Origin of the sequence: Paenibacillus sp. FSL R7-0340 (assembly GCF_038002205.1) — a bacterium.
In the GTDB taxonomy this organism is placed as follows: domain Bacteria; phylum Bacillota; class Bacilli; order Paenibacillales; family Paenibacillaceae; genus Paenibacillus; species Paenibacillus polymyxa_B.
In genome coordinates this window covers 581,870-605,323 of record NZ_JBBOBY010000002.1, presented here as the reverse complement: position 1 = coordinate 605,323, position 23,454 = coordinate 581,870, and the positions used below count along the sequence as shown (strand labels likewise).

The following is a 23,454-nucleotide window of genomic DNA, read 5'->3' as shown; positions in this document are numbered from 1 at the left end:
GTGCTATCTTATATTTCTATGATGCTTTATTTTGGAAGTCGTGAACATGGTGAAAGTATTACAAAGAAGAATAATTTCCCTTTTTCCAGCATCCCTTCCCTGTTAGAATAAAGGGATAATTGCTTTCGGAGAACGGCAACAGAAACGGGGAATGCATCATGGCGAGAGAGAGTTTTGATAAAGAAATTCAATTCCTGCGCATGCTCACACTGACCAGCGGCGCTTATAATCGGCAGCAATTTGCAGACAGACTGGGCATTTCAGTGCATACCTTTGATAAAACAATCCGGCGTCTCAAGGAAATCGTCCAATCCGTACAACAGCAGTTGCCTGAGGACCAGGGACATGATTTTAATGAAATGCTGCGCTTTAATTATTATGAATCCGCTGATCCATTACTACTATTCTTGTTTCGGGCCAAATCGCTCAAGGAATCAGAAAGCGTCCGCTTATCTCTTCTGCTGACAGCGCTACAGTCACAGCCTCTGACCACTATGGAATTGCTGGATGCTTGCTGCAACGGGCTACCTTCCGACAGTTCGCTGCCGGATGAGAAAACGATTCGTTCCGATCTGAAATATCTGGTCGAAGTCGGCGTGGTTCGCAAGGAACCCGGCGGCAGACCTTATCGCTATGCTGTCCGCAACGATCTGGTGACAGGACTGACGGACGAGGAATTACTGGACTTATATGATTTTGTAGACATTATGGCCAACACCCAGCTTCCCTCTGTTCAGGGATATCTGTTGCGAGATCATCTAAAAAAAGCCATGCGCCGTCAAGCCGGAGATCGGGATTTGGCTGAACCTTTTTTATATAAATACCACTATTATTCACGCATTCTGGACGAAGCCCATATTCATCCGCTTCTACACGCCATTCGGCAACGTCGCTGTGTAACTTTTTTATATTTTTCGACGTCCAAACGAAGCATGTACGGGTCACAGAACACAAACCCGCTGTTTGAAAAAGAGACGGAGGGCCGTGAACATACCATTCTGCCCCTGCAAGTCATCTATGATCATCAATATGGACGTTGGTATGTTCTTGGTCATGTAGGCGGTAAAGGAATCATGAAGTTTCGTATGGAGGGCATGACTCAATTGGTGGTGGGCAAGCCTGTACCAGAGCAGTTTCATGCCGATCTGCTAGCGGTGTTGGAAGAAAAAATGCGGTACAGCTGGCTTGTTGATACAGGTCGTCCTGTGAAGGTACGGGTACGTTTTTTTAATCCTGAGGGCGCGAAGCGCAACTTTATTCGGGAACGTGTACTGTCACAGGGACAATGGGGTACGATCGCGGAGGAAGAAAGTGAATCCTTTATCTATGAAATCACAGTGAATGGAATCACCGAGATTAAACCGTGGATTCGCAGCTTCGGATCAAGCTGTGAGGTATTGGAGCCTCAGCGGCTACGTAAGGAATTCAGACAGGAATGGAAGGAGCTGCAAGCCTATTATGAGTCTGTTCGAGAAAATATTTAACTATCAGATCGTCTCTCGGCTGGATGAATCGGGCGCTTTTGCCACCACATCGCAGGAAAGAGTCTGGCTCCAATCTATGCTGACAGACTCGGCAGCAATAGAGGCTTTCACCCCGTCTACGCTTGATAAGCTTCGGCAGATGCTCGCAGACGACGAGCCTCTGGAGGCCGATGGAAGTTTGCGGGAAAAAGCAGGTATCCCTGCTGTCTCCGTATATCATCCGCTTCTGCTCACATTGCGTCCGATCCTACGCTCCCGTTCTGGCATCTGTATGACCTACAAACTGCGCAACGGACACATGCATGAGCGAATGTCCGGTTTTCCATATAAGCTGGAGTTCTCCATGGTCAAAAAAGATTGGAGCCTGCTGTGGTATAACCGCAGACACCGCACGCTCATGTCTACCAAGCTGTCTAATATCGTGAACGTCACGGAAGATGAGCTTCTGCCTGAAGAGGCCGAAAAATTCACCCAACGTATACTCGGTATACTGGAGTCGCGAAAAGAACAGGGCATCATCGAAATTATTCCTGTATACAACGGGGAAATGTCTCGTATTTTATATGCTTTTTCCTGCTTTGAAAAAGAGGTCGAATATGTTCAGCAAGCAGATACCTATCGTATTACGCTCACTTTCCAGGCAGACGAATGTGAATATGTACTATCTAAAATCCGTTTCCTTGGCAAACGTGTCAAGGTCGTCCAAGGCTCCCGGCTGATTTCACGAATGAAGGAAACAACGGCCAAGGCCCTTGCACGCTACGAAGAGGAATAGCTGCTGAGACAATATGAGATGCAGCCATGTAAATAGCCCCTCTCCTCCGTCTGTTAATGAGACGAAGGGAGGGGCTATTAAACTACGGTTCGTATAAACGAAGTCATACACTTACATCCACATACGCCTGTTGTAACAAGCTGGTCCGCTATACGAGTTATGGCAAGGCTTGTCCGCGCGCACTGACGTACAATTCGTACCATTCCTCACGGGTCATCAGCTCACTCTGGCGTTCCGCATCCTGACATGCCTTGATTCGTTCAGGATTGGCGCTGCCAATGACAGGCTGAATCCGTGCCGGATGTTTCATAAGCCAGCCAAGGACGATCGCTTCACGTGTCGTTTCCTTTTCAGAAGCCAGCTTCTGCACCAGCTCTGCCGTCTTAACGACACGCTCAGGCTCCCCTTTCAAAGAACCTCCGCTAAAACGTCCCTGCGCCAGCGGTCCCCAGGCTTGGAGCTGAATATCCTCGGTTTGGCAATATTCCAGCAAACCTTCGCCAAAATGTACATTCGTCCCCGCCTGCTGGTTCACATGTACTGTCTGATCTACAAAATGTAGATGCGCCAGGCTCATTTCCAGCTGATTAGCGATCAGCGGCTCCGTTAGGCTCCGCTCCAGAAACCGAATTTGGCTTACATTCATATTGGAGACGCCAAAATGCCGTACTTTGCCAGATGTCTTAAGCTCGCTGAACGCCTTCGCTACTTCTTCCGGCTCTACCAGTGGATCGGGGCGATGCAGCAGCAGGATGTCCAAATATTCCGTACCCAAGCGCTTCAGAATACCATCCACGGACTCCATAATATGAGCATATGAGAAATCAAAACGACCCGGGAGCGTACCATCCGGCAGAAAAATGCCGCATTTGGACTGAATTACGATTTGTTCACGCAAGCCCGGCTGTCCCTTTAAAACCCGACCGAAAATTTCTTCCGCTTTCCCCATACGATAGATATCCGCATGATCGAACATCGTAATCCCAATGGATTGTGCAGCTTCTACAGCTCTTTCCGCTTCAACGACATGCTCCTGCGTAAACGGTGCATGGCTCCATTCTCCACCAAAAGGCATACAACCGAGCGCCAGCCGACTATCGGAGATTCCACGTTTCTGTAAAGGCATAATCTTCATGCTGCTCCTCCTTCAACCCTCAAAATATTCCCTGCTTTATCCACATATGAATAGTTCGTGAAACCGCTATCACACACCTATTTTACCACTTACTTACGGTCGTGTATCACTTTGGTCCCAATCCACATCTTTTTATCCGAATATCCCCATGCTCAGATAACGCTCTCCGGTATCCGGGGCAATGCAAAGTACCCGTTTGCCTGCTCCCAAACGCCGAGCTTCCTGAATCGCCGTCCATATCGTAGCTCCGCTAGAGGGGCCAACCAGAATCCCTTCCTGGGCAGCAATCGCCCGTGTCATTGCAATCGCATCCTCATCGGAAACCTGCACGATTTCGTCATACACTTCCGTATTCAGCACGGTGGGAACAAAGCCTGGACTGGTGCCAACCAGCTTATGTGGACCGGGTTTTCCTCCAGATAGCACTGGCGAGCCCTTAGGCTCAACTACAACAATCCGCAGATCCGGCAAATGCTGACGCAGCACTTCACCTGTTCCCGTAATGGTACCGCCCGTTCCCGAAGAAGCGACGAACACATCCAGCTTCCCTTCTGTCTGTTCCAAAATCTCAAGTGCCGTCGTCGTACGGTGGATATCCGGATTTGCCTCATTTTCAAATTGATGCGGGATAAAACTCCCTTCAATTTCAGCCCCCAGTTCGAGTGCCTTGCGAATCGCTCCTGGCATCCGTTCTTCCGCTGGTGTCAGTACGACCTCAGCCCCGTAGGCTTTCAAAATATTGATCCGTTCCTTCGTCATATTCGAAGGCATCACCAAAATTGCACGGTAACCTCGGGCTGCCGCATTCATCGCAAGACCAATTCCCGTGTTGCCACTCGTCGGCTCAATAATGGTGCCTCCCGGCTTTAGATGTCCTGCCTTTTCCGCCTCGGCAATCAGATTGCCCGCCGCCCGATCTTTAACACTGCCGCTTGGATTAAAATACTCCAGCTTCACATACACTTCCGCATCCTGCGGCCGTGTGAGCCGTTGGAGTCTTACACAAGGTGTATCTCCTATTAAATCTGTAATACTATGTACCACTTTAGGTGCCATCGTTATATCCTCCTTGGATCGTTCCTTACAGCGTCATTTTACGATCTTCATATCATACTACCAAAATAACATACTTGCCTCCTTCCTACCTGTCGCTTTTGTAAATTACATAAAACTTATCAACTTAGTATGTAAAATTCTTGCAAAATGGGTCGCCAGATATCGCCTGTAATGATATACTCGCATTACTATTTTTTCAGGAGGATACAAGACACTTATGAGTAATCAAGAAAATATGACAGCAAATCGCTTCCCCCCCTCCTTGCTATGGTTAACCCTTGGTGCCTTCGCCATCGGCATGACCGAATTCGTCATTATGGGACTTCTGCCCAATGTAGCCCATGATCTTCATGTTACGATTCCGCAAGCCGGGCAGTTAATCACCAGTTACGCGCTTGGTGTGGCCATTGGCGCACCTGTACTTACTGTATTAACCCATAAGGTTCCGCAGAAAAAGCTGCTATGCCTACTAATGACTATATTCATTTTAGGCAATCTTTTTTCCGTCATTGCTCCCAATTACGAACTTCTGATTGCCGCTCGTATGGCTACTGCATTATCGCACGGAACCTTTTTGGGAGCCGGTTCCCTGATCGCTGCCAGACTGGTTCGTCCTGACAAGCGCGCGGGTGCCATTTCTATGGTGCTGACCGGTTTGACCGTGGCGAACATTATTGGCGTGCCCTTTGGTACCTTTATCGGACAACAGCTCGGCTGGCGTGCTTCCTTTGGAGCCATTGTGGTCATCGGCTTGATTTCTCTCTTTGGTATCATTCGCTACATTCCGGTGATTCATCAGGACAAGCCTTCCAGTCTCAAACAAGAAGTCAAAAGCCTGTTTAATCCAAAAGTGCTACTGATGCTGCTCACAGGTGCAGTCGGTTGTGGTAGCCTGTTCACTGTCTTTACGTACATTACGCCTTTGCTTACGGATATTAGTGGCTTTGCCGAGCATAGCATTACCTGGATTCTCGTCCTGTTTGGCCTAGGGGTAACGATCGGCAACATCGTTGGCGGCAAGCTCGCAGATTGGAAACTACTTCCATCCCTGATCGCAAACTATGCTGTGCTGGCTATTATTTTGGCCATTCTGACATTTACGCTTCAAAGCAAGGTATTGGCCGTCATCACGGTCTTTATCTGGGGCATTGCTGCGTTCGGCATCATGCCGGGTATTCAGGTTCGCATCATGAATCTGGCCTATGAGGCTCCTTTACTTGCCTCTACCTCCAGCCATTCCGCATTAAATCTGGGCAACGCAGGCGGTGCTTTTATCGGGGGAGTTGTTATTAATCAAATGGGGCTAGCCGCTATTCCATGGGTTGCATCGCTAATCACTGTCGGCGGTCTGCTACTCATGATAGTTAGCTACATTGAGGATCGCAAGACGGCTCATACTGAAGCGATAGCGGAGATACAGACATAGAATCATTTAGCAAGTTGGACGTAAACGATTGGTTCATTTTTCATAGATTGAGAGATATTGTCCACTCTCTTCTTCTAAATTCCTCATAGTATGACATTGTAATACAAATTTATGAGGAAAGAAGTGTGTATGATGAGCCTTTTTTTTACAAACAACACGAGTAATACCATCTATGCCGCCTATGCTTATCCTAGTTCCGACTGTCATCCCACCAATTATTCTAAAATGGGCTGGTATCGGATAGAACCTGGTGATACGAGAGAAGTATGGAGTGGTTCTGTCGGGGGAACCACATTCTATTATTATGCTGAAGATCACTCCAATTCGTGGCGTGGTACGTACCGCACACGGCTTCCGAGAAGCACTAGCAGTGATTTTCATTGGTGTTGGAACTATAGTAGCGGATCATCCAGACGAGTGGGGATGCGTAGACTTTCCATTGACTCATCTGTAGACAGTTACACTGTCGAGTTCGGCAGAACCAGCCAACTGTCAACAAAGACAACTCATAAAGCATTACCTTCTAAATCGGAGGACTCCGGCATTCGCAGAATTCCGAGAAGACCGGCTCGCTTTAAAAAAGGAACCCCGGTTCCAGTAAAGTCCAAACGATAAGTCAAAGAACCGTAACCCGCATGATGGATATTTGAAAAAAAGTGACCACCTTGCGGGTTATTTTTATTTCACTCTGGACATTCAGACGCTTGTTGCAACCACAGTGTTTTGCCTCGCCGTTCAGCTTAACCAATGATCAAAAAAGTCCCGATAGCCCTGCTTCATCACCTGACTTGAAAACTTTTCCATAGCGTATGCCTGATTTTCTGTAGAAACCCGGCGCGGTGAGGCGGCAGCCATATTGACCAGCTCGAACCAGTTTTTCTCATTCCCTGAAAAAGAATGCGTAGAGCTGATATGTCCATAGCAAGGATGCTCTGGCTTCACGACGATTTTACCCATAGCCAGCGCTTCGGTCAGTGGCATCGCGAACGTATCGAATTTGGAGCAGCTCCAATACACCTTTGCCGTGTTCATCAGTGCAAACACCTCATCTTGCGTCAACGCAAATTGAAGTTTAACATTGTCCGGGATATCGTACTTCTTCATACTTTCCTTGTAGCGTTCACCGCCAAATACCATATAGACATCCTTGTCAGGATTATGCCTCGCATACTCCAGCACCAAATCCGGACGTCGGTTCTCCTCATCTCTACCAATCCACATCACCCGGTTCTCTACCACTTGCGAGGGATCAAAATGCTTTTCAACCAGCCGCTCATTAAATCCGATCGGGATGACTGTCACGTCGGTTACGCCAAACTTCGAAGCCATCTCCTGCTTGAGAAAGGCAGTCTGTACAATAGCCTTGTCCACGATCTGATAAAAAGGCTTCATCATCTCATAGCCTGTAAGTGCCGGATCAGGAAAACTATGCGGAAAAAGCACGCTGTTTTTAAAGAACATGTTCAAATAGGTAAAGCCAGATACCGTATAAATAACGTGCTCAATCTGCTGCTCATGGAGTTGGTCCAGTACGACGTCATAGTTGACCAAGTCGCCCTTTTCGTGCTCATAGCCCGGAAGCCAGTCATGGCTGCTCACATGGCGCTCTGGTGATACAAATACGATGTCCACCCCCAATTCCAACCCGATCTGCTTCAGACGTTCTGCAAAAATACGAGGACCCTGTGCTTCAGCAAATTGTATTTTTCTCATGACCAAACCGACTTTTTTCATGGATTTATTTCCCACCTTCTTTTACTAACTAAATACAGTCTATGTCTTAAGCTACTATCTACATTGTTGGGCTTGTCCCCAATCCATCATCGCTGCACATTGGTTCAAACAGGCTAACGTTTCATCCAACTGGGACTCTAATTGCTCTTTTGACCATTTATCGCCGTTTCTATGCAGGTTCGTTCCAATCCTTTGCAAATCACTTGTGATTAACAACAGCATCCAGAGCGAAAATACCACCGCAAACATGCCATATTCCAGCATAAATGCCGTTCGATCCACTCTTATCCCCAACAGCTCCAGCTGCTCCACGTATGTGTCCAGTATACGAATACGCAATTCGGACGTCATCCGTCGGGGAAACAACGGATGGGACATGTCGATCAGGTGATATACATCCCACAGCGGTGTGTTCAGATGAGCATGCTCCCAATCCAGTACCATAAGCCGTTCCCCGCTCAGCGCATAGTTCCCCGGATGAAGATCACCATGAGACAGTACTAGCTGCTGTGAAAAAGATAAATGCTCCAGCTGTACATACATACGCTGCATCTGTTGCTTAGATAATCCCAGTGAGCTGCAAAGCTTTAACACATCCGGCTTGCGCGTGTATAGCTCGGAAACCATCTCCTGAATGAGTGGCTTCGGTCCCCGCAGCGGCATTCCAGCAAAACGATCCGTCGGCAAAGCATGCCACCATGCAACAAGTCCAATAGCCCGTAACAGGGTTTCGTCTGCGTGTAGATGATGTAACGGACCAAGGTCCTCAAAAACCATCCATTCTCCTCCGCCATCCGCGTCTGCGTCAGACCAGGCTAGCAATCGGGGATAGATTGGTGATAACGCAGGAAGCACATGCTCGTACACCCATCTCTCCCGCCCCTCCTGATCATCGTTGGTTAGAGGTTTGAATATATAACTTTCAGAGGAAGACACGTAAAAACGTTCCACATGCCGACCATTCGTACCTGTATATAAAATTTCACGATTCCGCGCCAGCGTATCATTCAAAGTGCCGTCAACATTCACATATTGATGAAAAGGATTCATAGCTACCCAACTTTTTTGTATAAAATGTAATAGCACGATCATATCACAGTCCTCGTTCCGAACGAAGTCCAGATCATCTTGGGGAAACTCGCCGTACCAAAAAAGGGGCTTGTCCAATCAGATCACAAGACCTGTTGGACAGCCCCTTATCATATCTCTACTCCTATCTTACTCCGATTAATATTGAGTATTGCCGGACTCGCTCGTATTACTGGATTTAAAGCCTTTGAACAATTGTTTCACATTGTGATAACGAGTGTTCGTAATTTTAGCTTTGCTGTTAGGACCGTCCGATCTCAGAATTGAATCCTTAACGTTGGAAATATCCGAGTTATCCAAAGTCATATTCACTCTGAATGTAGAGCCCCCAAGTTGGCGAACCAACTTTCCGATATCATCGGCTCTAAAGTTCTTAATGTTAATCGTGCCTTCGGCATTAATTTGGAATACTTTATCGTACGCATGGAACGCTCCACCGCCCGTAATGTTTACCGTGCCTGGCTCTTTAAGCGTCAAGGCATCTTCACCTACATCCTCCCACGTTACGTTGGAAATAGTTCCGTTGCCATACACATGTACACCATCCGCAGCAGGGGCAGCGATGATCACATTTTTCAAAGTTGCATTATTTTCAAGCTTGAAAATAGGCTTTTGAGCCTCTTTCTGGCTTCCGTCTCCCAAGGTATCGGGATCAGCCACTACAGTCTTGCCTTTACCATCGTATACTTCTCCAGCTTTAACAAGTATGGTCTTATGAACGACTTCTGGAGCTGCATGTGCAGAATAATTGCCGACAAATAAAGCGACCAACATTCCTGATAAAGCGATACTGATTCCCTTTTTCAATACTTTAGCTGTGTTTGTTTTCATTTCAATTCATCCCTCTCGTAGATATTTTTTTATTCTTGTCAATTCTTCGTTGACTAGAGCGCGTAGACCGTATCACCACCTTCGTACAATGAACCCATTGACCGATACACGTCTAAAAGTCGTTATTTAACTATTTGCATATGTATACTTGGTTTTTGGTTCAAAGCAATTTTGTCTCCTAATTAATATAAAGCACAAATTGTAAATAGAGCGATTACATTTACAATTTGCATAACTCTATTATAATCATACTTCCAGTAATTTCAATATATTTTCCGCCAAAATATGTCCTTTTTTTCAATTAAGTACACAATATTGCCTCTTTTATACTTGTACAAGTTTATTTTTTGACAATTTACGCATCAAATTACTGAGTATCTAGTCTCTAATGCGTGCTCTATGTCACTACAATGGTAATCAGAACCTTATTTCGTTCTATACCTCATTTTTGATGTAGTCTATACTATTGAATGACACGTTTGATGAACGTATAATGTATTTAGTGCTTTGAAGCGTCACATCTCAACATTACTGGTGAGAAAAGAGTGGTTATCGTGCAAAACAATAGTGAGATTCCATTAAAAGAACAAAATATTGTGCTCATCGGCTTTATGGGTGTAGGCAAAACAACGATCGGTTCCCATCTAGCGCGCAAGCTGTATCGCGATTTCGTGGATATTGACCAGGAGATTGAACGAGAATACAACATGCCAACAACAGAGATTTTCAAAACTTATGGAGAGAAGCGTTTCCGTGAGATTGAAAAAGAGCATATTTTGAAGCTATGCAGCAACACACGCCTCAAAATCATTTCCGTTGGCGGTGGTGCATTTTTACAGGAAGAGGTGAAGCAAGCTTGTTTGGCTTCATCGATTGTTTTCTTCTTGGATTTAAATTGGGATTCCTGGAAAGATCGGCTCAAGATGCTGATTGACACCCGTCCCAATCTACAAAACAAGACTTTAGGGGAAATTGAGGATCTCTTCCGTTCCAGACAGGACATTTACGCGGTGAATCACTCCAAGATCGATACGGATCAGTTGGATGCGGAAGAAGTCGCAGACTATATTATTCAAACGCTGAATCTAGGTTGGGAGTTGTATGAACCTACTCGGGGATTGAATTAAGAGTTACACAAAAAGGAGGGCTCGCATGCTTACCGCATGGGGGCCTTCCTTTTTGGTTCACTGCGGATATATTACTGACTAGCGAGTAATGCCTATCCATCTTTTAAGAATGGTTATGCAGCACCGTCAATATCTCTCTCAGTTCAGTGACAGGAATCTGCCCCGGTGCGGAAGCTTTCTTAGCAGCACCAAAGGTCAGAGCCGAACCAAACACTTCTCCGGTCAGGCGGCTCACAACACCTTTCCCCGCCATCGACATCGTAATAATCGGCCGATCTGCATGCTCTTCTGCCATGGTACGCGTGGCATCCAGCAAAGTGAGCACATCGGCTGTATTGGTTGGCATCACTGCTATCTTAGGCAGATCGCCTCCCAATTCCTGCGCCTTACGTAACCGGGACACAATCTCCTCCTTCGACGGCGTCTTATGAAAATCATGATTAGATATAATCACATATACGTTATGCTTATGTGCTGCTTCTACCAGCGTCTTCACATCAGCTTCCTCATTAAAAAGCTCTACATCAATAAGTTCGACTTGCCCCGTTTCGGCTACTGTACGGTTCAATTCCACATAACTCGCTGCACTGATTTCCTTTTCTCCGCCTTCCCGAGCGCTACGGAACGTAAATACGAGCGGAACATTTGCTAAAATAGACCGAATTTCATGTAAGGCAGCTTTAACCTTTTCCAGATCCTCCACATGCTCGAAAAAATCGACTCTCCACTCCACGATATCCAGGTCGAGCGTACGTAAATAAGTGGCCTCTTCCTTCAACTGCTCCAACGTTTCTCCCACCATGGGCACACAAATTTTTGGCGCTCCTTCACCGATCAGAACATCTTTCACCTTTACGATTTTAGCCATCTCTATCTCACTCCCAAATTACAGTTTCAAGTCGAACATGTACAATAATTCATAGTATAACGCATTCTGAATAAGCATGCAGATGATTAGGTCCAGTCGTCATTTATTTGGTATCAAGTACGATTTTAGGGGACAATTTGCGACTTGCTGGAAAAACTAAACTGTACCGAAAATTAACAAACACCGCTAGTACGATCCCTAGCACATTCACAATAATAGCTAGCATAAAAACACTCGATATCTGAGAATGTTTCAAAAGAAAGCCTGTAAACACAGGAATGACCGTGTATGACAGCGAGGTTGCTGTATACACAAACCCGGTAATCTGTCCTTTTCGTTGACTAAAAAATTCACTCATTACGGTTAATGTCAGCTGAAGTACACCTGATATTGAAAACCCAATGACACTCGCACAAATAATGGCCGCCGCCCCTGACTTGAATAGGAGAAGCGCTCCAAAAGCCAACAGGGAAATACATGGATAAATAAGAATAATGTGAACAGGTTTAACCCATTTTCTTAACACAATTACCAATACAAACACGGAAATCAGTGAACCGACATTGTAATAAACTAATAATCTGAGAGACTCTGATTGGGTCATACCGATAAACTGTTGTCCAAAAGTAGGCAACCATAATTGCACAATATAAAGCAAGGTAGGTCCGGTAAATCCGAGCAAGATAAGGCATACTCCTTCCTGCCAAAACCGCGGCTTACTCCGATCATTTGCCTCCAATTTTCCCGCTTGCTCAACGCTCGATACAGAAGTATCACCAACTGGCTCCTTGGGTGACTGAACCCGCATGTCTGGAAACTTCATTCTGAACAAGTAGATTGCATTCAAAGTAAATATGAGGGCTGGTAAAAAGAAAGAGAATCCGTAGAAAATGTCGTGATTCATAAAAAAGATAATCATTAACGGTAAAAATGCCGCCCCGATGGATATAAAACCTCTTACCAACACTGTAGCCGAACCAGAGGATTGGGGAAAAGCTTCGATCAGCGCTGGATAAGTACCTGAATCAAGAAAAGAATTCGCTACGCCTGCCAGCACAGCCAGTACGATCGCCATCTCAAAGCTGGGACTTAGCGGTATACCGACCAAGAATACAGCCATTAGTAGCCCTGCTACCACAATAAACGGCTTACGACCATAACGATCGGAGAGCACCCCGGATATGTACAGCGTAAACAGCCTGCCAAATCCCATCGCAGAAACCAAGAGACTGATGCCCGCCTGATCTGTATGCAAATGCTCTGTTAAAAAGGACATGTGGGACGCCAGCATAATATTAAACATGCCGAACAAAAGATAGTTTACATAAAGGCCTGTCGCCACTGGAAAAGAAGAACGTTTCATCATGAATTCACCTGCTTTTGTAAGTAAGTCTTGTAGTATTAAAAATGTGAATCATTTCACATTACCTGTGTCGATGATGAAGTATAGAACACATTTTAAGATTTATCAAGTTTAAATATTGCGGGACCCCAACCTAGACGCGCTGATGCGTTTTCAGATAAAACTCCTTGCCGTAGCTTAGTGCAAAGTTCCGAAAGTCCACTACTGCCGGGGATAAATATCTATTTTTGATGCTGGCCAGGTAGATAAAACGCTCGTATTCTGGATTTACAATAGGCAATGTTTTGACGTTAAAATAATCTAACGATGAAATTCGAGGCATAACCCCAATTCCGTAATTGACAGACACCAGCCCTGCCATTGCTGTATCCTCTTCAATCTCGCAAATAATCTGTGGCGTGACGCCCGCTTTGACAAACAAATTCTCAATAATGGGCCGAACCCCACTCTTTTTGTTGAAGAAGATCACCGGATAATCCGCTGTATCCTTGAGATCAATTTGGTCTAGAGTCGCCAGTGGATGATCAGGCGAAACAATGACAACCAGTTCCTGCTGAGCCAACGGAATAAACTCCACATCCGGTTCATTTTCCATGTGAGAGCAGAACGCCACATCATAATGTTCCTGCTTCAGCCCCTTGATAATATCGTTCGTATTCCCTTGGTGAAACGAAAAGGAGATATCTTTACGGGCATCTAGAGCTGAAAAGGCCTGAATGATCGCTGGAATGAAGTGTGAGCCTAACGTGTAAATGAACGCCAAATCTATATTTCCATGGCTTGGACTCACTAGCTCCCGTAAATTGTGTTCTCCCTTTTCTAATTCATCCATCGCGTGCTCCACATACTTCAGGAAAAATCGTCCGTATTTGTTTAACCGAATATTTCTCCCCTGCTTCTCAAACAGATGAACTCCCAAATCTTTTTCTAATTCTGAAATCGCATGACTTAAACTGGGCTGAGTAATACATAGTCGCATAGCTGCCTGGGTAAAATGCTCCATCTCCGCAAGTACACGAAAATATTGTAAGTGCTTCAGGTTCATAATTATGTAATCTCCTTCTTTAATTCATATTTTAAATTATAGACCCAAACTATGAAAAACGATAGAAATATGCATTGGATTTATAATAACACTCCTTATATAATAATGACATAGAAAGAATGTGAATAATTTCACTTATCTGTAGGCGTAATGCAATACCGCTGGACGATGCCTACCTAGGCCATTGATCTAAAATTTAAGTTGGGAGTTACACTTATGAAAAATCCTTATATCAGAATGGCAGCAGGGCTTTACATCAACTATTTTCTTCTGGGTATGATCAATGTTATTCTCTCGTCGAATATGAGCTTCCTGACCGTCCAATTGAACACGGATAAAGCAGCCATCGGCTATCTGGTGTCCGCGATTGGGATCGGTAAGCTGCTCGCTCTCGGGGTAGCCGGAAAAATGTCAGACAAATACGGAAGAAAACCACTCATTGTTATTGCATCATTTGCTTATTTAATCTTTCTGATTGGCATTCCGCTTGCACCTAACTATTCGCTGGCATTCGTATTTGCCATTATCGCAGGGCTTTGCAACTCTATGATGGATTCAGGAACGTATCCTGCATTAATTGAAGGCTTTGGAAAAAAAGCAGGATCTGCAACTGTACTGGTCAAAGCATCCATCTCTATCGGTGCTATTGTGATTCCGTTCATGATTGCATTCTTTATTAATCACGATATGTTCTATGGATATTCCTTCTTTATTCCAGCAGGGATTTATCTGCTGAACGGTATCTTCTTGTCGATGACTGCTTTCCCCAACCACAAAGCTGAGGAACAAAAGGCTCCAACCGAGGCTGCCCAATCCACAGATATTTTCCGCAGCGAGCCTAAGTTTTGGCAAGAAGGTTTATCTCTGATTATTATCGGTTTTACTTCTACTGTATTGTTCATGATCGTGCAGCTATGGCTTCCTACCTTTGGACAAGAGGCCCTAGGCATGGACAAAGCCAGTGCCATTAAACTGCTGAGCTACTATAGTATAGGTTCATTGGTTTCCGTTATTTTGTTAGCAGTGGTACTTGGTAAATTCATTAAACCGATTACTGTCATGATTGTATATCCGCTTATTGCCCTACTTTCTTTGCTAGCTTTAATTACATGGCACAATCCTGTCGCTACTTTGATCAGTTCATTCCTGATCGGCTTGTCTACCGCAGGCATATTCCAAATTGCCCTCACGGTTATGACGGAATTTTTCCGCAAGAACAAAGGCACTACGACTTCTCTCGTGAACATAGCAGCCAGTCTTTCGTTCATCCTGATGCCTTTGGCTACCGGGGGCATGTCCAAAAGTTTGGGAATTACCTCGGTATTCATTCTGGATATTGCGATTGCTGTAGTCAGTATTTTGCTGGCCGTGTTTGTTGCTTATCGATATAAAAAAGTATTTCATTAAACTACACAGATTACTTGGAGGCTTATATCATGAAAAATGCTGGACGTATTGACGGAAGAACACAACTAATCGGACTGCTTGCTACACCAATCGGACACTCTTTGTCCCCGGCTATGCATAATCTTGCGTTTGAAAAGCTGGGTCTAAATAACGTGTATATGGCCTTTGAAGTAGGAAATGAACAACTTGAAGAAGTGGTACGGGGGATGCGCGCTCTGAACATACGCGGTTATAACGTGTCTATGCCTAATAAAACAGCTATTCTACAGTATCTTGACGAGCTGGACGACAGCGCTAAATTTACAGGTGCCGTCAACACCGTCGTGAACACAGATGGTAAACTGAAAGGCTACAGTACAGATGGATCTGGTTATGTTCGTAACTTGCGTGAACACGGCATTGACCTGAAAGGTAAGAAAATGACACTTGTCGGCTCTGGCGGCGCAGCTACACCGATTGCTATTGAAGCGGCTCAAGCAGGTCTGGCTGAAATTTCAATCTTTGCCCGTAACGATCAGTTCTTTGCTCGTGCAGAAGAGAATGTCCGTATTATTAATGAAGATATGAAACACACCCAAGTTAAGGCGAATATCTATCCATTGGAAAATCAAGAACAGCTACGTGAAGAGATCCGCACAAGTCATATTCTCGCTAACGGTACAGGGGTTGGTATGAAACCGTTAGAAGGCAAAAGTGTGATTGAAGATGTGTCCATGCTTCGTTCCGATCTGATCGTAACCGATGTAGTGTACAGCCCAGCTAAATCCAAGCTGATGGAACAAGCCGAATCCGTAGGTGCAACTGCCATTAACGGTCTGGGCATGATGCTGTGGCAGGGTGCATTGGCGTTCGAACTGTGGACAGGCCAAGAAATGCCAGTCGCTTATATTAAAGAACAGCTTTTTGCTGACAAGCTGTAAACATAGAGCTACTAACAAACGCATCAAGCAATGAATTCCTTCTATTATATACTCATTTATGTACTCAAAAGACTATGCTCGGCGAATGAACACTTCTGCCTGGCATAGTCTTTTTATTAATCCTTATAAGGGTCAAATTCATTAGCCCCAGCCATGCATACCCCAATAGGCTTCAGTTCATGCATAACTTCCACGGTCTCGGAATGAGCATCCAGTACCTCGCGCAGTTTACGGTAGACGAACGGGCTTTCATCTGTACCGGCTCCGCGCAGCTCGACACTATAGTTCAGAACGGCCTCCTTCATCTGTACGTCCGTGATTTGTCCACCACTCCGTGTGCGGGTTTTCCAATTCATTTTACCAGCTGCCTGGGTACGACTCATAATACGACCTGCCCCATGAACTGTACTATAGTAGGAATCCCGATTTTCTACCGAATCTTTTCCGCGTACAATCACCGAAATATCGCCCATGCTTCCTCCAATAAAGCCCATCTGGCCAGGTGCCGAGGGAGTAGCGCCTTTACGGACCACAATGGTGTCACGCCCATCATGCTGTTCTTTCCATGCGTAATTATGGTGGTTATGCACAGTAAAGTCCGCTTCGGTCCCCATAATACCAAGCACTTGTTCAATCACATAGTCACGTCCCGCATACGCATAGCGTCCGGCAAGGCGCATCGCACGGTAGTACATATCCCCCAACTCACTGTTCATATCCAGCAGCACAGGCGGCTGATCCATATGCTCTCCCGGCGCCTTTCCGAGAAACTCTCGTCCAGCGGCCAAATTTAGAAACCCACTTGCTGTTTTGTGTCCAAAGCCCCGGCTGCCGAAATGATTGGCAATCCAGACCTGTCCTGTCGCTTCCTCGACGAATACATCAACAAAATGATTACCACTCCCTACTGTACCCAGCTGTTCTCTCGCCAAGGACTTCAGTTTGTCATGTTCTTGTTTCCCAATCGCCGCATATACTGCCCAATCCGGGTCATCGAACAGTTCATGGTCTATCTGAATTGCATTCACACGACCTACGCCAAACGAAATATGACATGCAACCTCATCCATCACGGCTGAAATACGCGGCATAATATCTGCTGCAAACAGCTTGGTTCTTACCGCCTTATTTCCGCAACCGATATCATACCCGACACCTGAAGGCGAAATTTGTCCGTCATACACCATCACACCGCCAATCGGCTGACTGTAGCCTTTATGATGATCTGCCATCAGCAGCGCTTGAATTACATTACCGTTTTCGGCACATGTACGAGCTTGAGATAATGCCCCTGGATCAGGTGATCCCCATACTCGTACTCCATTGATTTCTTGATAAGCCATCGTCGTTTCATCCTCCTGTAAGTCACTCCATGTTTAAACTTGTAAAGTCGTTAATTGCATTATGTACGTTTTACCAGCTTCCGAACAGGGCGTAAGTATTACAAGTACAATAGTAGATATCCCCTAAGAAAATGAAAAAGGATACCCATGCAGCCAACCAGACTGTAGGATATCCTTTTATGATCATTTAGAAACTATTAAATCAATTATACTAATCTTTTTTGATGATTCCGAATTGATCCACAATAAAAGGTTTGGAATCATTTTTGTTTTGATCAATTTCATACGTTACGGCTGTAAGTTTATTTCCGTCTACAGTAATGCCAACAAAATTCTGTACCTGTCCACGTGTTGGTCTACGATTGTCACTCGGATCTGGGCCATATACTGCCGCATGATTCTCTTCAGCTAATTCAAAGAGATTATAGTACTTATCTCCAAGTTTTTCACTTGGGTTTTTGTAGTAGACTTTGGGGCCAGCGGTTGCTGGGATGACATAGATACTTCCATCTGGATTCACACTATATTCAATCGTCTTATCATTTAATGTATCTTTTAATTTTGTTGGCGTTGTTGCTTTACCCTCTTGGTTGATTGGTTTCGTACGAGCGTAAATATGATCGTGCCCTTGCACGACAAAGTCGATATCAAGTTCGGCCATTAGTGGAGCGATTTGGTTACGAACTCCATTCTTATCCATGATGTCAGAATCTGTTGCATGATTAGAGGTAGTGTAAGGACCTTTATGAATGTTAACAATGATCCACTTTGCACCTGCCCTTTTGGCTGCTGCCGCATCTTTCTTTAACCATTCGACTTGAGCTTCAGAAAAATTGGCATATTTCTCTGAGTCCTCATTGGAGTTCAGTACGATAAAGTGAGCATTGCTGTAATCATAAGAGTAGTACGCTCCTGTTTTAGTAGCGGAACCAGAAGGTTCGTTAATATTAAAGTGATCATAAAAAGCGTAGTTCTCATCCTCGTGATTACCCGCTGAAGGAACAATGGTTGTATTCAAAAGGCTTTTTTGTGAATGCCCCAGCAGCCAGTTCCACTGCTCTTCTTTGGTACCCGTATCTACGATATCTCCGTTGTGGACTACAAACTGAGCATTTTCTACGGTTTGAAGTGCTTTTTCGAGCGTCTGTGAAGACAATATGGCTTCATCTTCGCTTTTTGCTTGTGTATCAGCTAGATCGATGAAGGTAAATTCACCGCTCTTAGGAGCCGTTTGAAACGTACCTGTTTCGCTCCATATCCCGCGCGCTGCATCACCCACACGATAATAATAAGCTGTGTCCGCTTGAAGACCTGTAGCTACAGCTTTATGGACAAGCTCTTCTGCAGAATTGGTCGATGGAGAGGAAGTGCCTTCAAATGTAAGAGCACTCGTATAATCAGCTTCAGAAGCCGTTTTCTTGATTACTTGAACAGTGCTGTTCGTGAAAAGTTTTGAAGTATACCAAGTAAATCCTTTGGAGACTTTTGTGTCTCCATAAAATGTAGCTGTAACTTTACTAATCCCTTGATCTGTGTTCCCTGGTGACTCAGCATGGACAGGTAAGGCTGACATGCCAGTAATCAAACCTAGTGCAAGAGCAACAGACATAGATGTTGCTGACCACTTTTGAAACTTCTTAAACATGTGTACACTCCTCTTTGCAGTTAATATGTAAAAGTTATAACTATAATCATAACAATCAAATGTTAATACGTTGTTTTTGGAAATATAGTACTTTGTAAAAATGAGGTTATGAGTGACCTAGCGATTGAGGAGCAATGATAGCAGCTTATAAGAAAATGAAAAAGGATATCCATGCAGCCAAACAGACTGTAGGATATCCTCTTCAACTATAACACTCATATTAGACGGCTCTGCTATGCCATGTGTGGACTTGGCTTACTGTGCCGCTGAATGCGTACGCTTAAAATCTTCCTTCACCGCAACCAGTAGTGTTTCATTCACCAGTAGCTCCAAGCCTGACAAGGCTAACGCCTTGGCTCCAATCACTAAGGCTTCCTCACCCTTCTCAGAGCCAGCCGCTTCCCTGAATTCCACCGTATGAGCGATGAGATCATCCGGACCGATCTTAATGTAAGCATGTGCAGTCGGGATAACATGGCTTACATTTCCCGCATCCGTCGAACCCAGTCCGGCACGAGGGCCACGATCCAGCTGTTCTCCCAGCGCTTCCAGTTCACGACCTACTACCTCATCCAGGGTATCGTTCAGAATGAAATCACGCACTTCATTTTGAAAACGTTCGATTTTCACAGTGGCTCCTGTTGCCAAAGCAGCAGCATCTGCGATATGGCGAACTTTCGTGGAAACCTCCTCTGTGCGCTGCCAAGTACTTGCCCGAATGAAAAAGCGTGCCGACGCATAGTCCGGAATGATATTGGGCGCGTCTCCTCCATGCGTAATGATGCCATGAATACGCACATCGGTCGGCAGTTGCTGACGCAAAGCATTGATACCGCTGAACAACTGCAGCACCGCATCGAGCGCATTGATTCCCTGCTCTGGTGATCCTGCGGCGTGAGCCGCTTTGCCGTAAAAATGAAAATCTAGCGGATCAACTGCCAGACTTGGTGAGGTCAGCCGGGTCACACCAGATGGATGAACCATCAGTGCAGCATCAATCCCTTCGAACAGCCCGTGCTTCACGAAGCTGCCTTTTGCACTGCCATTAGGACCGCCTTCTTCCGCTGGTGTACCGAACACATACACCTCACCTCCCGTTTCGTCGATCACCTGCGCCAAGGCGATGGCTGCTGCCGTGCTTGCGGTTCCGATAATATTGTGGCCACAAGCATGGCCCAGACCGGGCAATGCATCATATTCAGCCAAGTATCCGATTTTCGGACCTGGTCTAGCAGAAGCCTTACGGGCAACAAATCCGGTTTCGTGTCCCGCTACATTCCGAGTTACCTCAAACCCCGCTTGCTCCAAAATGCCCGTCAGTGCCTGGGAAGCCTGAAATTCTTGATTGCCGATTTCGGGATTAGCATGAATAAACCGGCTCGTTTCCGTGTAAAGCTGACGAGAATCCTCAATTTCCTCAATAATCCGCTGTCTATGTGTATCGACCGTGTTCGTTGTACTCATCGCAATCTCTCCTCGTTTCGAAAATAGATTAGTATGCTTCCAACCCTACTTCTGTTCAACATTCTTATTTCTTTTGCGCTTTAACATCTGCTACCAGCTTATCCAATGTGGCCTGTAGCTCTTCGGCAGACTGGTCTACCACGACGTTAGCTCCTTTGGAATCCTGTTTTACCGCCTCGGCTACATCAGCATCATGGTACAAATCCACGATCGTTTTGTAAGTCGCATTATCCTTATCCTCCGCACGGGCAGCAAACACGTTCACATATGGCTTCGCTTCTTCGCTGCTTGCATCATCCTTGTAGATGGCTCCATCCAGCTTGAGCCCGGCATCTGTAGCAACACCGCTGTTCACAGCTGAGGCGGCTACATCAGACAAGACGCGCGGCGTCTGCTGGGCGACAACTGGGACAATCTCCAGCTTTTTAGGATTCCCTTCGATTTCATCCGTGGTCGGATACAGGCCCGCATCCTGCTTCAATTTAATCAGCCCTGCAGACTGGAGAAGTTTTAAAGCCCGTCCCTGATTGGACGGATCATCCGGTATAGCAATTTTGGAGCCGTCAGGAATATCCGATACGTTTTTGAATTTTTCAGAGTACAGTGCCATTGGAGCGATAATCGTTGCACCAATAGGGACGATATTCACATCATTTTCTACATTAAACTGACTGAGAAAGGCCAAATGTTGAAAGGAATTCAAATCTACCTCTTTATTGGCGAGCGCCTTATTGGGTAATGTATAATCCGAGAAACTGATCAGCTCAATTTCAATATTTTTGGCCTCTGCTTTCTTCTTGAGCACATCCCAATACGTGTCCTCAGATCCTGAAACCCCGATTTTAACATGTACTTTTTCATTTGCATTTGAGCCCGAACCGTTAGCTGAGCAAGCAGATAGAACCGCTACACTAAGAATAGCCAATAAACCCAAGCGAAATATTTTTTTCATTTTCATTTCCCCTTTAATCGTTATGTATAATACTCTGTTCCCATTAGCGCCGTAGAAATTTACGAGACAAGTAATTCCCCGTATATTGGGCGACCTGTACAAAAAGGATCAGCAAAACAATCGTGACAATCATGACCGAAGTATCGAATCGTTGATAACCATAGGTCATTGCCAGGTTCCCAAGGCCTCCTCCGCCCACCGTACCAGCCATGGCAGAGAAATCAATCAAGGCCACGGTAATAAACGTCAACCCTAGAATCAAAGGTCCCAGCGCTTCCCGAATCAACACACCCGTGATGATCTGAAATGGAGTCGCTCCCAGTGCCTTGGCAGCTTCTATCATGCCCGGATCTATGGAGACCAGATTATTTTCCACAATTCTCGCTACAGCAAAGGCCGCTACAATAGTCATTGGGAAAATAGCCGCCGAGGTTCCAATCGTGGTTCCCATGATTAAACGCGTAAACGGGCTAATCGCCACTAAAAAAATGATAAACGGAATCGGGCGAATGATATTAATCAGCAAATTCAGAAACATAAACACAAATTTGTTTTCAAACAAGCTCCCTTTACGTGTCACATACAGTACTAAACCAATCATAAGCCCCAGAATACTGGCAAAAATCAGCGTGACAACAACCATCAAAAGCGTTTCCCCTGTAGCCTCCACTACCTTGAGCCAAAATGTATCCCAATTAACTCTCATGATCGACGACCTCCCTGACCTCCACCGTCGTTCGTAGTTCCTCCACGACCTTGTTAACTTCATTGTCTGCACCGATTAACTCGACAATTAAGCTTCCGAACAGCGCTCCCTGTAGCTCATTAATACTTCCATATACAATGTTGTAATCCAGATTATGCTTCCGTGTCGCTCTAGAAAGCACCGGTTCACTGGTCGCCCCACCCCGAAAAACAAGTCTGTACAATCGGCCAGCGTGATGCTCCCGAATCTTGCTCAGCAGTTTGGGTGAAAGCTGATCATTCAGTACAGAGCGAATAAAATTTTTCGTCGTCTTCGTCTGTGGATTGGCAAATACATCGAACACACTGCCCTGCTCAATCACCCTACCATTCTCCATCACCGCCACACGATCACAAATACTGCGAATCACATTCATTTCATGGGTAATGAGCAAGATCGTAATCTGGTACTCTTCATTTACTTTTTTCAGCAGCCTCAATATATCTTCTGTCGTTTCCGGATCGAGGGCCGAGGTCGCTTCATCACAGATGAGAATATCGGGCGAATTCGCTAGTGCTCTGGCAATGCCGACCCGTTGCTTTTGCCCGCCAGATAACTGCTCCGGATAGGAATCCGCTTTATCCTCCAATCCAACAAATTGCAGCAGTTCCTTAACACGAGCATCTATCTGTGCCTTGGGCAGTTTAGCCAGTTTTAGAGGATAAGCCAGATTCCCATATACAGTACGAGAGTTAAACAAATTAAAGGTTTGGAATACCATCCCGATCCGTCTTCTTAAATTCCTTAGTTCCTTAGGACGTATCTGAGTAACATCCTGATCATTAACGACAATTCGTCCCTCTGAGGGGCGTTCAAGTAAATTGACAAGCCGCAGCAGCGTACTTTTACCTGCACCGCTAAAGCCAATCACGCCGAAAATTTCTCCTTTTTTAACCGATAACGAAACCTTTTCGAGTGCATTTACCTTACGATTGGGTAAGGTAAATATTTTGCTAACTTGTTCAAACTTTATCAAACTGCTTCCTCCTTACGTCTACAATGTATGTATTCCTCCATCCTATTTTAGTAATCCGGTGGATTTAAT

At 45.3% G+C, this 23,454-nt stretch carries 21 protein-coding genes; 7 read left to right on the top strand and 14 right to left on the bottom strand.

Annotation, left to right across the window (positions count from 1 at the left end; genetic code table 11):
* Positions 1–158 precede the first annotated feature (158 nt).
* Together MKX59_RS25620 and MKX59_RS25615 are read left to right on the top strand one after the other, a co-directional pair.
* Positions 159–1,484, top strand: a complete 1,326-nt coding sequence (locus MKX59_RS25620; protein WP_103744811.1) for a helix-turn-helix transcriptional regulator — start codon at positions 159–161, stop codon at positions 1,482–1,484.
* Positions 1,459–2,259 (top strand): WYL domain-containing protein, encoded by an 801-nt coding sequence (locus tag MKX59_RS25615; RefSeq protein ID WP_071559251.1) that lies wholly within the window; start codon positions 1,459–1,461, stop codon positions 2,257–2,259. The genes MKX59_RS25620 and MKX59_RS25615 overlap by 26 nt, the downstream gene beginning before the upstream one ends.
* A gap of 157 nt (positions 2,260–2,416) precedes the next feature.
* On the opposite strand, the gene MKX59_RS25610 is transcribed toward MKX59_RS25615, so the two are convergent.
* Together MKX59_RS25610 and cysK are read right to left on the bottom strand one after the other, a co-directional pair.
* Complete coding sequence (locus MKX59_RS25610; protein WP_103744812.1) at positions 2,417–3,394, bottom strand: aldo/keto reductase; 978 nt, start codon at positions 3,392–3,394, stop codon at positions 2,417–2,419.
* A 132-nt stretch (positions 3,395–3,526) separates the two neighbouring features.
* A complete protein-coding gene (cysK, locus tag MKX59_RS25605) occupies positions 3,527–4,450 on the bottom strand; it encodes a cysteine synthase A (protein ID WP_023987148.1) in 924 nt (307 codons plus the stop codon).
* 217 nt (positions 4,451–4,667) lie between these two features.
* On the opposite strand from cysK, the gene MKX59_RS25600 reads away from it, so the two are divergent.
* On the top strand, positions 4,668–5,876 hold the full coding sequence (locus MKX59_RS25600) for an MFS transporter (protein ID WP_076295781.1): 1,209 nt from the start codon (positions 4,668–4,670) through the stop codon (positions 5,874–5,876).
* Positions 5,877–6,005: 129 nt separating this feature from the next.
* Positions 6,006–6,491, top strand: coding sequence for a DUF1036 domain-containing protein (locus MKX59_RS25595; protein ID WP_158451748.1), 486 nt, complete (start codon positions 6,006–6,008; stop codon positions 6,489–6,491).
* Between the two features lie 120 nt (positions 6,492–6,611).
* On the opposite strand, the gene MKX59_RS25590 is transcribed toward MKX59_RS25595, so the two are convergent.
* The 3 genes from MKX59_RS25590 to MKX59_RS25580 form a co-directional block, all read right to left on the bottom strand.
* Positions 6,612–7,610, bottom strand: a complete 999-nt coding sequence (locus tag MKX59_RS25590) for a glycosyltransferase (RefSeq protein ID WP_023987146.1) — start codon at positions 7,608–7,610, stop codon at positions 6,612–6,614.
* Between the two features lie 54 nt (positions 7,611–7,664).
* Complete coding sequence (locus MKX59_RS25585) at positions 7,665–8,702, bottom strand: aminoglycoside phosphotransferase family protein (protein WP_175405209.1); 1,038 nt, start codon at positions 8,700–8,702, stop codon at positions 7,665–7,667.
* Positions 8,703–8,837: 135 nt separating this feature from the next.
* Positions 8,838–9,530: a pectate lyase gene (locus MKX59_RS25580; protein WP_023987144.1), complete on the bottom strand. Its 693-nt coding sequence runs from the start codon at positions 9,528–9,530 to the stop codon at positions 8,838–8,840.
* Between the two features lie 554 nt (positions 9,531–10,084).
* On the opposite strand from MKX59_RS25580, the gene MKX59_RS25575 reads away from it, so the two are divergent.
* Positions 10,085–10,657, top strand: coding sequence for a shikimate kinase (locus MKX59_RS25575; protein WP_023987143.1), 573 nt, complete (start codon positions 10,085–10,087; stop codon positions 10,655–10,657).
* Between the two features lie 103 nt (positions 10,658–10,760).
* Here the strand turns inward: MKX59_RS25575 and aroD are convergent, their stop codons facing one another.
* The 3 genes from aroD to MKX59_RS25560 form a co-directional block, all read right to left on the bottom strand.
* On the bottom strand, positions 10,761–11,525 hold the full coding sequence (aroD, locus tag MKX59_RS25570) for a type I 3-dehydroquinate dehydratase (protein ID WP_071559254.1): 765 nt from the start codon (positions 11,523–11,525) through the stop codon (positions 10,761–10,763).
* A gap of 103 nt (positions 11,526–11,628) precedes the next feature.
* On the bottom strand, positions 11,629–12,891 hold the full coding sequence (locus MKX59_RS25565) for an MFS transporter (RefSeq protein ID WP_081365935.1): 1,263 nt from the start codon (positions 12,889–12,891) through the stop codon (positions 11,629–11,631).
* Positions 12,892–13,021: 130 nt separating this feature from the next.
* On the bottom strand, positions 13,022–13,933 hold the full coding sequence (locus MKX59_RS25560; RefSeq protein ID WP_023987140.1) for a LysR family transcriptional regulator: 912 nt from the start codon (positions 13,931–13,933) through the stop codon (positions 13,022–13,024).
* A gap of 216 nt (positions 13,934–14,149) precedes the next feature.
* On the opposite strand from MKX59_RS25560, the gene MKX59_RS25555 reads away from it, so the two are divergent.
* Together MKX59_RS25555 and MKX59_RS25550 are read left to right on the top strand one after the other, a co-directional pair.
* Positions 14,150–15,340: an MFS transporter gene (locus MKX59_RS25555; RefSeq protein WP_028542037.1), complete on the top strand. Its 1,191-nt coding sequence runs from the start codon at positions 14,150–14,152 to the stop codon at positions 15,338–15,340.
* Positions 15,341–15,369: 29 nt separating this feature from the next.
* The gene (locus tag MKX59_RS25550) at positions 15,370–16,260 is read left to right on the top strand and encodes a shikimate dehydrogenase (RefSeq protein WP_071559256.1); all 891 of its coding nucleotides are present in this window, start codon (positions 15,370–15,372) and stop codon (positions 16,258–16,260) included.
* A 116-nt stretch (positions 16,261–16,376) separates the two neighbouring features.
* Here MKX59_RS25550 and MKX59_RS25545 read toward each other — a convergent pair whose 3' ends face one another.
* From MKX59_RS25545 to MKX59_RS25520, 6 genes are all read right to left on the bottom strand, one after another.
* On the bottom strand, positions 16,377–17,603 hold the full coding sequence (locus MKX59_RS25545) for an RtcB family protein (protein WP_023987137.1): 1,227 nt from the start codon (positions 17,601–17,603) through the stop codon (positions 16,377–16,379).
* A gap of 211 nt (positions 17,604–17,814) precedes the next feature.
* Positions 17,815–19,248, bottom strand: coding sequence for a purple acid phosphatase family protein (locus tag MKX59_RS25540; protein ID WP_071559257.1), 1,434 nt, complete (start codon positions 19,246–19,248; stop codon positions 17,815–17,817).
* A gap of 255 nt (positions 19,249–19,503) precedes the next feature.
* Positions 19,504–20,712, bottom strand: a complete 1,209-nt coding sequence (locus MKX59_RS25535; protein WP_068938578.1) for a M20 family metallopeptidase — start codon at positions 20,710–20,712, stop codon at positions 19,504–19,506.
* Between the two features lie 64 nt (positions 20,713–20,776).
* Entirely contained in the window at positions 20,777–21,664 is an 888-nt protein-coding gene (locus MKX59_RS25530; RefSeq protein ID WP_023987134.1) for a MetQ/NlpA family ABC transporter substrate-binding protein, read from the bottom strand.
* A gap of 43 nt (positions 21,665–21,707) precedes the next feature.
* Positions 21,708–22,370: a methionine ABC transporter permease gene (locus tag MKX59_RS25525; protein WP_071559258.1), complete on the bottom strand. Its 663-nt coding sequence runs from the start codon at positions 22,368–22,370 to the stop codon at positions 21,708–21,710.
* The gene (locus tag MKX59_RS25520; protein WP_053324692.1) at positions 22,360–23,385 is read right to left on the bottom strand and encodes a methionine ABC transporter ATP-binding protein; all 1,026 of its coding nucleotides are present in this window, start codon (positions 23,383–23,385) and stop codon (positions 22,360–22,362) included. Before MKX59_RS25520 ends, MKX59_RS25525 begins: the two co-directional genes overlap by 11 nt.
* Between the last annotated feature and the right edge of the window lie 69 nt (positions 23,386–23,454).